This is a genomic window from Rhizobium sp. B230/85, assembly GCF_019355735.1.
Taxonomy (GTDB): domain Bacteria; phylum Pseudomonadota; class Alphaproteobacteria; order Rhizobiales; family Rhizobiaceae; genus Rhizobium; species Rhizobium rhododendri.
Map to the genome: position 1 here is coordinate 2,541,908 of NZ_CP072156.1, position 13,660 is coordinate 2,555,567.

The window sequence follows — 13,660 nt, forward strand, 5'->3', positions numbered from 1 at the left end:
CTATTGCCAGCGCAATGTGGGTAAATGGTGACGTTTATCGCATTTCAGCCGGTGCTGCGGTCCCGGTAATACCGAGACCAGATTTCAAAACCGACGCGACAGCGTGCACCAGCCCAAGTCTGGCAATGCTCAATTCTCGGTTTTTATCGTTAACAAATCGTAATTCCGGAAAATCTTTACCTTTATTCCAGTGTCCGTGGAAGAAACTCGCCAGGTCATACAGGTAAAATGCGATGCGATGCGGCTCCTGAGCCAAGGCCGCACTCTCGATGATTCGCGGAAACTCCGCCAGTTTGGCAACCAGCGCTAGCTCCGCCGGATCGACAATCGCACCATGGACGGCAGCCGCCATTTCCTCGACTGATACTTCCAGACCCGGGAACGCTTCCTTCGCCTGGCGGAAGATCGACATGCAGCGCGCGTGGGCATACTGCACGTAGAACACAGGATTGTCCTTCGACTGCTCCGTCACCTTGGCGAAGTCGAAATCGAGCGGCTCGGAGCTCTTTCTGTAGAGCATCATGAAGCGCACGGAGTCGCGGCCGACTTCCTCGACCACATCGCGCAGCGTCACGAAGTCGCCCGAGCGCTTCGACATCTTCACCGGCTCGCCGTTGCGAAACAGTTTGACCAGCTGGCAGAGCAGCACCGTCAGCTTGGCCTGACCGTCCGAGACGGCGCGGGCGACCGCTTCCAGCCGCTTGACGTAGCCGCCATGGTCGGCACCGAGGACGTAGATCATCTCGTTGAAGCCGCGGTCATACTTGTTCTTGAAGTAGGCAACGTCGGCCGCAAAGTAGGTGTAGGAGCCATCCGACTTGATCAGTGGCCGGTCGATGTCGTCGCCGATCTCGGTCGAGCGGAACAATGTCTGCTCGCGATCTTCCCAGTCCTCCGCCACCTGACCCTTGGGCGGCGGCAGGGTTCCCTTGTAGACGAAGCCCTTGAAGGTGAGGTCGTTGATCGCAGTCCGGATCGGCGCAGCACCGTTGGCGTGCAGCGTGCGCTCGGACAGGAACACGTCATGCCTGACGTTCAGTGCTGCAAGATCCTCGCGGATCATCGCCATCATCGCATCGATGGCCTTGTCCTTGACGACAGGCATCCACTGGTCTTCCGGCATGCTGCGCAGCTTGGTACCGAACTCCTCGGCAAGCTGCTGGCCGACCGGCACGAGATAGTCGCCGGGATAGAGCCCTGCCGGAATATCGCCGATCTGCTCGCCGAGCGCCTCGCGGTACCGCAGGAACACCGAGCGCGCCAGGACGTCGATCTGCGAGCCGGCGTCGTTGATGTAATATTCCTTGGTTACGCCGTATCCGGCAAACTCCAGCAGGTTGGCCAGCGTGTCGCCGACCACGGCGCCACGGCAATGGCCGACATGCATCGGTCCGGTCGGATTGGCCGACACGTATTCGACGTTGACCTTGACGCCGTCCCCGACGGTCGACCTGCCGAACGTCTCGCCACCGGCAATCACGCCGGAGAGCAGGCGCTGCCAGTAGCCGACGGCCAGGCGGATGTTGATGAAGCCCGGACCGGCGACGGAAACTTCTGCGATATCCGCATCTTCTCTCAGCCGGACACAGATGGCATCGGCCAGCACGCGCGGGTTTGTGCCCACGGCTTTCGCCAGCACCATCGCCGCGTTGGTCGCCACATCGCCATGACTAGGATCGCGCGGCGGCTCGACAGCGACGCGGCGAAAGTCCAGCTCGGATCGCTTTTCCTTGATGATATCAATATCTTCAAGGGCGAGCTTAACTCTGGCTTCGAAGTCTGTGAATAGGTTCATAATCAGTTCCAAGCATGGGCGGTTTCAGTCAGCCATCCGTCGGCGACCCGGTGCCTAACGTAAATCGGGAGTCTGGTCAAACAATCGCCTGTGGGCACTTATGGCATAGGTATCGGTCATTCCCGCCAGATAATCGCCGACATGCCGGGCCTTGGCGGCATCGGCGAGGCCGGAGATATGATCTACCCAGTAGTGGCTCTGCATCTCGCGCGGATCGGCCATATAGGCGTGGAAAAGATCGGTGACGATCTGCGCGGCGCCCGCGCGGATGCGCATGATATCGGGATGCCGGTAGATGCGCTTGAACAGCATAGCCTTGATCTGCCTGTCGGTCTCGGCCATGTCGGGCGAGAAGGCGGCGACCACGCGGCCGGCACTGCGGATATCATCCGCGCTCGTCGGCCGGATCGAGGCAAGATTTTCCTGCGCCACCGAAATCACGTTCTCGACCATGCGAGTGATCTGCCGGCGCATGATCTCGTGGGTGAAACGGCTGGCTTCCAGATTGGGGTAGCGCGCCCTCACCTCGGCCATCAGCCCGGCCAGGAACGGAATATCTTCCAGCATCTCGAAGCTCAGATAGCCTGAGCGCAGGCCATCGTCGATATCGTGCGTGTTATAGGCGATATCGTCGGCAATCGCCGCCGCCTGCGCCTCGAGGCTGGCATAGCTGCCGATCTCGAGATCGTGCAGCTCGCAATAGTCGAGGATCGGCTGTGGCACCGGCCCGTGCGTGCCTTTGCCGTCAGGCGCAAGTAGCGGGCCATTGTGCTTCACCAGTCCCTCGAGCGTCTCCCATGTCAGGTTCAGCCCGTCGAACTCGGCATAGCGCCGCTCGAGCTTGGTGACGATGCGCAGCGACTGGGCATTGTGGTCGAAGCCGCCATAGGGCTGCAGCATCTCGTGCAGCGCATCCTCGCCGGTATGGCCGAACGGCGTATGGCCGAAATCATGGACCAGCGCCACGCCCTCGGCCAGGTCCTCGTCGAGCCGCAACGCCCGGGCCAGCGCCCTTGCCACCTGCGCCACCTCGATCGTATGCGTCAGCCGCGTGCGATAGTGATCGCCGTCCTGGGCGATGAAAACCTGGGTCTTGTGCTTCAGCCGCCGGAAGGCGGTGGTGTGCACGATACGGTCGCGGTCGCGCTGGAAATCGGACCGGGTCGGGCTGGAGGATTCGTCATAGAGCCGGCCGCGCGTTGTCCAGGGGTCTGCCGCATAGATCGCCCGTTCGCCCGTGCCGAAACCCAATGCATGCCTGTCGATCGTCATAATCCATCCATCTCGGCCGCTGGCCATTGACGCCGCGTTCCGGCCTTCATACCTACAGTTTCAAGGAACGGCAAAGCAGTCCGGCAAAAACTCCCAACTGCTGCTGTCGCCGCCAGAACTTTGGTGATAGCCTTGTTCGATATCAGGCGTTTGAACGCCATCCTCAACTCATTCTCTCCGGGCCTTGACCCCGGCAGGAGGACATCATGACCGAAACAACTGTAACCCTTTCGGATTCCGCCGCCAAGCGCATAGCGGCAATCGTCAGTGCCGAAACCGGCAAGAGCGCGCTGCGCGTCGCCGTCGAAGGCGGTGGCTGCTCGGGCTTCTCCTACAAGTTCGACCTGGTGGACGCCCCCGCCGAAGATGACATCGTCGTTGCCAAGGGCGACGCCACGGTCTTCATCGACAAGCTATCGCTGATCTACATGGCAGGCTCGCAGATCGATTTCGTCGACAACCTGCTCGGCCAGTCCTTCCAGATCAACAATCCGAACGCGGTTGCCAGTTGCGGCTGCGGCACCAGCTTCTCCGTCTGAGCCGACAAGCAGCATTCCAGAACCGGTCGACGGCACTGCCGCCGGCCGGTTTTCTTTTGTCCGGAAGCCAATGGCCAAGCGGCGGTCGTGACGATAAAAGGGGCAATCCAAGGAGTCCCTCGCCCATGAAAATCGCCACCTGGAACATTAACGGCATCAAGGCCCGCATCGACAACCTTTGCCAGTGGCTGAAGGATTCCAGCCCAGATATCGCCTGCCTGCAGGAAATCAAATCCGTCGATGAGAGCTTTCCGAGGCTGCAGCTCGAGGAGCTCGGATATCATGTCGAGACCCACGGCCAGAAGGGCTTCAACGGCGTCGCGATCCTGTCCAAGCAGAAGCCGGATGCGGTGATCCGTGGCCTGCCGGGCGACGACACCGACGAGCAGTCGCGCTTCATCGAAGCCTCCTTCTCCATCGCCGACGACCGGACGCTGAGGGTCGGCTGCATCTATCTTCCGAATGGAAATCCGGTCGATACTGAAAAATATCCCTACAAGCTCGCCTGGATGGAGCGCCTGCAGGTCTTTGCAGCCAGCCGCCTGGCGCTCGAGGAGCCGCTGATCCTTGCTGGCGACTACAATGTCATCCCGGAGCCGCACGACTGCTTCGATCCAAGGGTCTGGGCGAATGACGCATTGTTCCTGCCGCAGACGCGCCAGGCATTTCGAAGACTGGAAAATCTCGGCCTCACCGACGCCCTGAGGGCGACAAGCGATCAGTCAAAGCTCTATACGTTCTGGGACTATCAGGCCGGTGCCTGGCAAAAAAACAACGGTATCCGCATCGATCACCTGATGCTGTCGCCCGAAGCTGCCGACAAAATGACCTCGGCGACAGTTGAGAAACACGTTCGCGCCTGGGAAAAGCCGTCCGACCACGTCCCCGTCGTTGCCCATTTCGATTTTGCGGCCTAAGCGGCAATAACCGTCCGCCCCATCACTCCGGAGCGGTCACGTCGAGCTTGTGGGCCATGACGACGGCGTTGCGGCGGTCGTTCTCGTTGGCGACGGAGAAAGCCTGCTCCTGCAGGTCTTCCATCCACGGACAATCCTTCGGCTTGCACTTGTCGAGAGCCGCAGTCATGAACGCCAGGCCGCGTGTCGACTGGCCTTCCTGGAACAGGATGTTGCCGAACACCGCCATGGCGCCGGGATGGCCGCTCTTGCGAGCCTGATTGAGCCACTTCTTCGCCTGCTGGACATTCGGCGTGCCGCCCTCGCCCGACAGCATCATCTTCGCCAGCTGGAACTGCGCCTCGGCGATACCAAAGGTCGATGCGACCTGGAAATACAGCTGGCGGGCCTGATTGAGATCCGTCTTGACGGGCGTGTTCGGAATTCCGCTCTTGTAATAGTTGGCGAGAGAAAGCAGCGCATTGATGAAGAAACCGGTGTCTTCGGACCCGGGCTCGACGCCTTGCTGGGCGATCTCGTTGTAGATCTTGAAGGCCTCGAAGTCGTCCTGTGCAACGCCGTCGCCATCGGCATACATGTTCGCAAGTGCCCAGCGCGAGCCGGTATGGCCCTTCTCGGCCGCATATTTGTAAGCCTCGACGGCTTCTTCCTTCTGGCCGTTCTTGTAGGCCTTGAAGCCGAACTTGAAGAGGTCGAAGGGTCCCGATTCCTTTGAGACGCCGGCATTGATATCAAAGGCCAAGGCAGGTGCCGCAACGGCAGCCGGCACGATCAACGCCATGCCAAGCCACATAACTCGTACTGATGGAAACTCGGATCTAAGCATCACAGTCGATTTCTTTCGCTCTATCCGGATACGCCACGATCAACCCCTCGTCACCGTTCAGCGCCGGATAAACTCCCACAAGCCGCATACACCGGCCCGCATTCCATTCCGACCGGACCTTGAGAACGCCCCCGCTCCAGGATCCACTCGCCGCTTGTCCTTGCGCTGCGGCAAGCCGTTTCCAAACTTCGGAAACATTTGCCGCCTCGCCATTCGTCACATTTTCAACCGTATCGCGAAATTGTGACCAAACCAGCGTAGGCACGTCCAACGAAGCATTTTTTGGCTCTTCAAACGCCAAATAATTCCTCGCTCAGGATCGATAGGCAGACTCTCGAATATTCAAAAAGTGCCATGGCAACAAAACGTTACACCCATTAGCTCGAAGTCACTCGAACCTCAGTCATGACACCTGTCCCACACTCTCCGAAATTAGCCTGAAGATCCGCACTGCACGTTTTCAGACGGGCTCGCCCTGAGCCCGCACTTATCGGTGCGCTCTATTTGTGGCGGGAAATGGACAGATTTCCCGCAGGAGCGGGCAACGTAAACGGTTGCAAACGAGTGTTGCGATTTCGTCACAAAATGGCGCGACGGCGCGAAACGTACCCGCACGGCGCAACTGCACGGAGCGCGTACATCCAGGCGCAAACGGTGGTTGAGACAGCTAGAATTTGACCTTGACCGACGTCGAAAGGGCGCCGACGAAATCGTTGCCGTAGCGATAGGTAACATCGTCGCCGTAGGTCACGCCACCGGAGGTAACGGTCCCGGACTTGCCTGAAGTCAGCAGACCGACAGCGCCGGCAAGCCGGTACTCGACATGCTCGGTCGGCGAGAAGGAAAGGCCTGCCCCGAGCATCCAAGTATCGGACGACAGGCCATAGCCCTGGCTCGTGCCCTGGTCCCAGGTGAGGCTGACGGCGCCGCTCCACTGGGCATTGAACTTGTGGCCGATGCCGCCGCTCAACGTCCATCCGTCCTTGTAGAGGAGATCGAGGGAGGTCAGTTCCACGGCGCTGCCCGGCCTGCAGGCAACCAGTCCGCGCGTCGATTTCGGACAGAATGCGATACTCTGCAGCGTGCTCCAGTTGGTCCACTTGGCAGAACCGAACGCCAGCCAGTCGGGCGCGATGCCGGTCTGCAGCTTCAGCTCCAGCGAATCCGGCGCCGTGGCCGATCCATAGACGGGCGTGACCGTGCCCACCGCCGGATTGCCCGGGACTGCAATCTTCGGCACGGATGTCAGATCCACCGTGCCGGACAGATTGTCGTACTTGACCTGGCTGTTATAGACGAGGCTGGCGCGCATGGCATATTCGGGGATCTCGTAGGCAACGCCGGAGCGCCAGCCCCAGCCGCTGTCGCTGATATCGAGACGGCCCATGCCGCTGTAGAGGGACGAAAGCGACGCCGGCAGGGGCACCACCAACTCTTCCTTGAATCCACCGACCTCCTGGTAGAAGCCACCGCCGATCAGCCGCAACTGGCCCGGACCTGCATCGAACTTGTAGGAGCAGGTCAGGCCGTAGTTGTGGCTGTATATCTTTTCGTCGCTGTTATAGTTGGCACCGGCCCAGTTTGTCCCGGGATTGGAATGGGCGCCGAACGGCTCGGAGTAGTCGCCCAGGCAATCGACATCGTCAGTGATACCGATCTTGATGCCCACGGAAGGCACGCCAAAATTGGGACCGTCGCTGACGGACTGCGGGCGATTGTTGAGGTTTCCATCACGTGGATTGATGTCACGTGCAATGGTCAACTTGCGCTCCGGCATCACGAACGTGACGCCGCCCTCGAAAGCATAGCGTGACTTATCGAACAGCAGATCTATGTCATAACCCGCGCGCTCGATGCCTCCGGCCGCTGCGGAGCTGACGAAGCTACAGCCGGCAAGCAGCACGAGGGCGGCCTTGGCCACTGCACGATGTCTCATTACACTTCCCCGATACCCAACTGCGGCAATCTTACGGTCATCGCAAGAATAGGCAACGTAACGATAAGCCCGTGGTATCAATACTGGAGCGCGCTCCATGAGAAGTAGCGGCATCCTATCGCGTGAATATCACGAAGCGCAAAATTTTCTTCCCGAGAATGTATCGTTTAGTGCTTGAACTAGATTCTCTTTCTCTCTCTTGCGCGCGATGTATCAAACGGATCACAGCAGCGAAATATAAACACCCCCTTAAAATGAGGGGTTTGATATTCAACCCGAGACTATACTTTGAATGCAACCAATCCACCTGAAGTCGAATTTTCCATGGATTCAAGAAGGGCGCACCGCTTTCGTGGCACGCCCTTTGTAATTCCACCGAACGATTCTCAGAGGTCGTGGCAATCAGCCGACTTCGCTGAGCCTTATCAGGGCGACCTTGAGGCTGGCGAGCTGGCTCTGCAGCTCCTCCAGCCGTTCGCGTTCCGCAGCCACGACTTCGGGGTTGGCGTTGGCAACGAACCGTTCGTTCGACAATTTCCCGACAATGCGATCCGCCTCGGCCTGTGCCTTGGCGACAGCCTTTTCAAGCCGGCTCCGTTCGGCGTCGATGTCGATCAATGTGCCCAGCGGCAGGCATGCAGTCGCCTCGCCGATGACGATCTGTGCCGAGCCCTTCGGCGCAGCTTCGGCGAGCGAGATCGCCTCGACGCGGGCAAGCCGCTTGATCGCTGCATCGTGGCGGAACAGCCGCTCGCGGGTGACGCCATTGGCATCGACGAACACCAGCGGCGCCGTGGCTGCCGGCGGCACGTTCATTTCCGAGCGCACGGAACGGATGCCCGAGACCAGGTCGATCAGCCAGTTGATCTCTGCTGCCGCGACATCGTCCGCATAGGACGGCACCGGCCAGTCCGCGTGGCAGATCAATCCGTCGCGCTCCTTGCCCTCGCCAGCTGTGTGGGCCCAGAGCTCCTCCGTCATGAACGGCATGAACGGATGCAGAAGCTTGTAGATCTCTTCCAGCACGTAGGCGCTGCAGCCCTGCGCTTCGACCTTGTCAGCCTCTTCCTCGCCCATGAAGACGGGCTTCAGCAGTTCCAGGTACCAGTCGCAGAACTGGTTCCAGACAAAGCGATAGAGAGCGCCGGCCGCGTCGTTGAACCGGTAAGCCTCCAGGGCCTCCGTGACATCACGGGTGGTGCGCGCCAGTTCCGTCAGGATCCAGCGGTTGACCGTCAGTTCGGCCGCCTCGGGCACGAAATGCGCGCCGCTGGCAGCGCCGTTCATCTCCGCGAAACGCGTCGCATTCCACAGCTTGGTGCCGAAGTTGCGGTAGCCGGCGATGCGCGCCGGATCGAGTTTCACGTCGCGGCCCTGCGCTGCCATGATGGCCAGCGTGAAACGCAGCGAGTCGGCGCCGTACTCGTCGATCAGTTCCAGCGGATCGATGACGTTGCCTTTCGACTTCGACATCTTCTGGCCGCTCTTGTCGCGAACCAGCGCATGAACATAGACCGTGTTGAACGGCTCGACCCCGTTGCCGGCGTCGTCCTTCATGAAGTGCAGGCCCATCATCATCATCCGGGCGACCCAGAAGAAGATGATGTCGAAACCGGTGACCAGCACGTTGGTCGGATAGTAGCGGGCAAGCTCCGGCGTCTGCTCAGGCCAGCCGAGCGTCGAAAACGGCCAGAGAGCAGACGAGAACCAGGTGTCGAGCACATCCTCGTCGCGGATGAGGATTTCACCCGGCTTGAAGTTCTCCAGCTTCTCCTCGACCCAGGCCTTCCAGACACCTTCGTGAGACAGGTAATGCTGGATCGCCGCCTGCAGCGCCTCTTCCTCGGTCTTTTCGACGAAGACCTGACCATCCGGGCCGTACCAGGCCGGGATCTGGTGACCCCACCAGAGCTGGCGCGAAATGCACCAGGGCTGGATGTTGTCCATCCACTCGTAATAGGTCTTGTCCCAGTTCTTCGGCACGAAATTGGTGCGGCCTTCGCGCACGGAGGCGATGGCCGGCCCTGCCAGCGTCTTCGCATCGACGAACCACTGGTCCGTCAGCATTGGCTCGATGACGACGTTCGAGCGGTCGCCGAACGGCTGCATGATCTTCTTGGCTTCGACGTAGGGAATATCGTTGCCTTCGGCATCCTTGACGGTAACTGCCAGGCCCTCGGCGTTAATCGCATCGACGATGCGTTTGCGGGCGACGAGCCGGTCGAGGCCGCGATATTCTTCCGGTACGAGGTTGATGTCGTCGATTTCGGATTCCGTCGGCATGTCGCCGCCGCGGGCAATCGCCTGCGCCTGGGCAGCGCAGACTGCGTAGGGCTCGCCGTCATCGCGCATTTCGGCACGGCCGTTCATCAGCCGGTAGAGCGGAATGTCGTTGCGCTTGGCGACCTGGTAGTCGTTGAAATCATGGGCGCCAGTGATTTTCACGGCGCCGGAGCCGAAGTCCGGTTCCGGATATTCGTCGGTGATGATCGGGATCAGGCGGCGATGCTCCTTAGGCCCGACGGGGATTTCACAGAGCTTCCCGACGATCGGCGCATAACGTGTATCCGAGGGGTGAACGGCCACGGCACCATCTCCCAGCATCGTCTCCGGCCGGGTCGTCGCAATCGAGATGTAGTCGCGCTCCTCCTGGAAGGTGACGTTACCGTCGGCATCCTTCTCGACATAGGTGTATGTCTCGCCGCCGGCCAGGCGGTACTTAAAGTGCCACATATGGCCGTTGACTTCGCGGCTTTCGACCTCGATGTCGGAGATTGCTGTTTCGAATTGCGGGTCCCAGTTGACCAGCCGCTTGCCGCGATAGATCAGGCCCTCCTTGTAAAGAGACACGAAGACCTTGAGGACGGCTTCCGAGAGCCCTTCGTCCATGGTGAAGCGCTCGCGCGACCAGTCGCAGGAAGCGCCAAGGCGCTTCAGCTGATTGAAGATCAGGCCGCCCGATTCGTCCTTCCACTCCCAGACCTTGTCGATAAAGGCTTCGCGGCCCATGGCGACACGGCCGGGCAGCTGCAATTCCTTCAGCTTGCGCTCGACGACCATCTGCGTGGCGATGCCGGCATGGTCCATGCCTGGCTGCCAGAGCACGTCCTTGCCGCGCATGCGCTCGAAACGCACCATGATGTCCTGCAGCGTGTTGTTGAGCGCATGGCCCATGTGCAGCGAACCGGTGACGTTCGGCGGCGGAATGACGATGGTGAACGTCTCGGCTCCCGGCTTGGCATTGGCACCAGCGCGAAACGCGTCGGCCTCGTCCCATTTCTGGGCGATTTTCGGCTCAACAGCGGCAGAATCATAGGTCTTTTCGAGCATTTTGGGACCGGATCTAGAGTTCGATGATGCCGGTTGGTAAACAGGATGGCCGTCGGCAAGTCAATAAAAAAGCCGCCCCATGCCCGGAGCGGCAGTTGTCGCCAGGTGTCGGGAAAAACTAGCGGCGGGGGCCGCGGGCGACCCGCTCGATCTCCTCGCGTACCAGCTTTTCAACCAGCGTCGGCAGGTTGTCGTCCAGCCATTCCTGCAGCATCGGACGCAGCATGTCCTGGGCGATGTCGTCGAGCGAGCGGCGCTCGGCGCCAAGCGCTGCGGCAAGCTCGTCGAAAGAGCGGGCAACCTGTTCACCGGTGGCCTCCGAGACCAGCATCTTCTGGGCCTCTTCATGCAACTGCGGCAGGAACCGGTCGTGCTGCTCGGCAGGCGCTACATAGGCGGCTTCCGGCTCGACCTGAACCGGCTTCGGCGCGGCGGCGCGCTCGGGCTGCGGCTGTGTCCGGACACCGGACGGCATGTCAGGCGACCGAGTCACCTGTTCGACGACCTGCTGCACAGGCTCGACCGGCCTGATGTGCACGACCACGTCGGACATCGCGGCCGCAAAATCCTGCGACACGGCGGCCATCGGTTCGCGTTGCGTATGCCGCACTTCCGCCTCGGCGGCATCGGGCTGCATCGCATGCGAGCCAAGGCGCACCTCGGCGAGACGGGCGGCCATCGCCGGCGGCAATTCGCGAGACGGCGCCGCTTCACGCGACGCGTTCATCTGCATGGAATTGCGATCGGAAGCGGCACGCACGCGGGCTGCGACGTCGGCGAGCGACATGGTGCTGCGCGGCGCCGCATCCGGATCGTGGCCGGCCGAATTGGCGGCAACGAAGCGCGGGTCCTGGGGAGCCGGCATCGGCGGCATGTCGTCGAGCGCGCCTTCGAACTCATCGTCGACAGTCAGATGGATGTCGTTGTCGTCGTTTTCAGCAGCTTCGTAGACCGGCGGCATCGAGGTCGACAGGGAAGGACCACCGCCTGGCTCGTTGCTTTCGATGATCTTGCGGATAGAGGCAAGAATCTCTTCCATCGACGGTTCACGCGCAACATTGGACTGAGCCATTTTCATCCCCGTTATCCTGCAGAAAGGACCGAAATGCCAGCGCGCCAGCCATTCGAATCATAGTTACCTTAGGATACTCTCCGGGGGAAAAAAATCACCGCGAATCGACTAAGTCCGCTGATGCACAGTTTTGTTTACCTTGTCCAGAGCCGCACGCAAAAGCAGCAGCTATGGAAAAACTGCAAATGAAAACGGGCACCCAGGGTGCCCGTCCGAAAGATCGTCAACCGGTGGCCATGCTCAGAAGACGAATTCCTTGACCTTGGCAAAGCCCGGCAGCGCCTTCACGGAAGCGTTGAAAAATGCGTTTTCCGAGATTGCGCCACGTTCGCGCACGAACACCGAAGCCCGCGCCGAATTGCCGAAACCCTTGACGACGACGAGACGGCCATTGTCACGCAACTGCTCGAAAAGATCGGAGGATACTTCTTCGACCGCGCCGTTGACAAAGATCAGATCGTAAGGCGCCCCGGCCGCATAGCCCTTTTCGAGCGCACCCGTCGCTACCGTGACATTGCCATAGCCAAGCGCCGAAAGCGTTTCGCGCGCCTGCGAGGCCAAAGCCCCGTCGCATTCGAGCGCAACGACCAAGCCCGAAAGCAGCGACAGCAGCGCCGAGGTGTAACCGGTCCCGGCACCGACCTCGAGCACGACATCGTCCTTGCCGATTGCCGCAAGCTGCAACAGCTTTGCCAGCGGCGATGCCTGCATCAGGTAACGGGGCGGATTGCCGTCACGAGCAGGACAGATCTCGACGTCATTATCGATATAGGCCAGCACCTTGAGCTTTTCCGGCACGAACGCTTCGCGCGGCACGGCGAGGAAAGCGTTCAGCACGGAGTGCGAGGTGACATCCGTCGTCCTGATCTGGCTTTCCACCATCTTCAGCCGCGCAGTTCCGAAATCCATCATGCTGTCCCGCCCCATCAAAAGCGATTAACCGTGCACCGTCTTAATCGCCACCGCGAAAGCTTTCAAGGCGTGGATGTGGACCGGAGGGAAATTCGTGCGGGAGGCTCAGCTGGCTTAGTTGCTTCAAATAGGCAATTGAAAATACCCATGACGTGCCTTGTCGTTCGGAGCCATCGTCGTCGGGCATCGAATAAAAGGAGACGGCAGCCTCGAAGCAGATCGGCTTAAAATAAGCAATCGCCCGAGAGCGAGAGTTTTGGGCATATCAGTCACGGACGCAAATCTCGTCAAAGCGTCCGAGTTGTCGCTTTTCTCTGCGATATCGCGGTGGAAATGGCCGGAAAGCAAGGGGAACAGCTTGCAACACAAGCGCAACGCGCATTGGCCCAACTAGCCATCGCATTTCAGCTAAATTATTGATTTTATTGATTTAAAAATTGGAGGCCTCGCCCGGAATTGAACCGGGGTACGAGGATTTGCAGTCCTCTGCGTCACCACTCCGCCACGAGGCCATCCGTGTGTGGTCGCGGCGATTTAGACTAGCTCTAGACAGAGCGCAAGACCATTCGCCGCCAACGGGATAATTTTTCGTGCCCTCCGCTGCCCCGATAGGCTGACGTTAGGTAGCCCTGCCGCAGCGAAGCGATGCGGCTTTTCCGGGCATCAGGCACTATTTGTTGTCCGGCTCACGCTTGCGGCCCCACCACACCGACATGCGGCGGCGCCAGCGGCGGACGGTGGCGCTGTCCTGCGAGAGGATGACGAAACCGAGCGGGATCATCCAGAATCCGAGAATCGGCAGGAAGCCGAGGCAACCGCCGCCGATCAGCGCCGTGCCGACCGACATGCGCGCCAGCCGCGATTTCGGCAGCGGCACGTGCACGGAGCCGAGCACCAGCTTGCCGCGTGCGTGATCGACACCAAAACGTTTTTTTGGCGTGGGGCGGCGCGTGGCGTCCGCATGCGATGGGTTCGAAGCGTCATTCATCCACAGGAAATGGGGATATGGGCGATTAATGCAAGCCGATGGGCGATTTTTGAAAAAACCGCTTGGCAAATCG

Annotated in this window: 10 protein-coding genes, 1 tRNA gene and 1 pseudogene; 2 read left to right on the forward strand and 10 right to left on the reverse strand. The window is 60.3% G+C overall.

All coding sequences use genetic code 11. From position 1 onward, the window contains the following. Nucleotides 1–34: 34 nt before the first annotated feature. Nucleotides 35–1,795 (reverse strand): arginine--tRNA ligase, encoded by a 1,761-nt coding sequence (argS, locus tag J5289_RS12355; protein WP_209183945.1) that lies wholly within the window; start codon nt 1,793–1,795, stop codon nt 35–37. 54 nt (nt 1,796–1,849) lie between these two features. Continuing rightward, nucleotides 1,850–3,067, reverse strand: a complete 1,218-nt coding sequence (locus J5289_RS12360) for a deoxyguanosinetriphosphate triphosphohydrolase (RefSeq protein ID WP_209183946.1) — start codon at nt 3,065–3,067, stop codon at nt 1,850–1,852. A 206-nt stretch (nt 3,068–3,273) separates the two neighbouring features. Here J5289_RS12360 and erpA point away from each other — a divergent pair, with 206 nt between their 5' ends. Both erpA and xth read left to right on the forward strand, forming a co-directional pair. Continuing rightward, nucleotides 3,274–3,606, forward strand: coding sequence for an iron-sulfur cluster insertion protein ErpA (erpA, locus tag J5289_RS12365; RefSeq protein WP_209183947.1), 333 nt, complete (start codon nt 3,274–3,276; stop codon nt 3,604–3,606). Nucleotides 3,607–3,731: 125 nt separating this feature from the next. Further along, nucleotides 3,732–4,523: an exodeoxyribonuclease III gene (gene xth / locus J5289_RS12370; RefSeq protein ID WP_209183948.1), complete on the forward strand. Its 792-nt coding sequence runs from the start codon at nt 3,732–3,734 to the stop codon at nt 4,521–4,523. 22 nt (nt 4,524–4,545) lie between these two features. Here the strand turns inward: xth and exoR are convergent, their stop codons facing one another. The 8 genes and pseudogenes from exoR to J5289_RS12410 form a co-directional block, all read right to left on the reverse strand. Then, entirely contained in the window at nt 4,546–5,349 is an 804-nt protein-coding gene (gene exoR / locus J5289_RS12375; protein WP_209183949.1) for an exopolysaccharide production regulator ExoR, read from the reverse strand. Continuing rightward, nucleotides 5,342–5,650: a hypothetical protein gene (locus J5289_RS12380; protein ID WP_209183950.1), complete on the reverse strand. Its 309-nt coding sequence runs from the start codon at nt 5,648–5,650 to the stop codon at nt 5,342–5,344. The genes exoR and J5289_RS12380 overlap by 8 nt, the downstream gene beginning before the upstream one ends. Before the next feature lie 366 nt (nt 5,651–6,016). Beyond that, nucleotides 6,017–7,285, reverse strand: a complete 1,269-nt coding sequence (locus tag J5289_RS12385; RefSeq protein WP_209183951.1) for an OmpP1/FadL family transporter — start codon at nt 7,283–7,285, stop codon at nt 6,017–6,019. A 402-nt stretch (nt 7,286–7,687) separates the two neighbouring features. After that, nucleotides 7,688–10,710 (reverse strand): annotated as a pseudogene (locus tag J5289_RS12390) (valine--tRNA ligase). Nucleotides 10,711–10,733: 23 nt separating this feature from the next. Next, nucleotides 10,734–11,687, reverse strand: coding sequence for a DUF2497 domain-containing protein (locus J5289_RS12395; protein ID WP_209183953.1), 954 nt, complete (start codon nt 11,685–11,687; stop codon nt 10,734–10,736). 240 nt (nt 11,688–11,927) lie between these two features. Then, nucleotides 11,928–12,599: a protein-L-isoaspartate O-methyltransferase gene (locus J5289_RS12400; protein WP_209183954.1), complete on the reverse strand. Its 672-nt coding sequence runs from the start codon at nt 12,597–12,599 to the stop codon at nt 11,928–11,930. A gap of 438 nt (nt 12,600–13,037) precedes the next feature. Beyond that, a tRNA-Cys gene (locus J5289_RS12405) sits at nt 13,038–13,111 on the reverse strand. A 158-nt stretch (nt 13,112–13,269) separates the two neighbouring features. Next, a complete protein-coding gene (locus J5289_RS12410) occupies nt 13,270–13,587 on the reverse strand; it encodes a hypothetical protein (RefSeq protein ID WP_209183955.1) in 318 nt (105 codons plus the stop codon). Nucleotides 13,588–13,660: the final 73 nt, after the last annotated feature.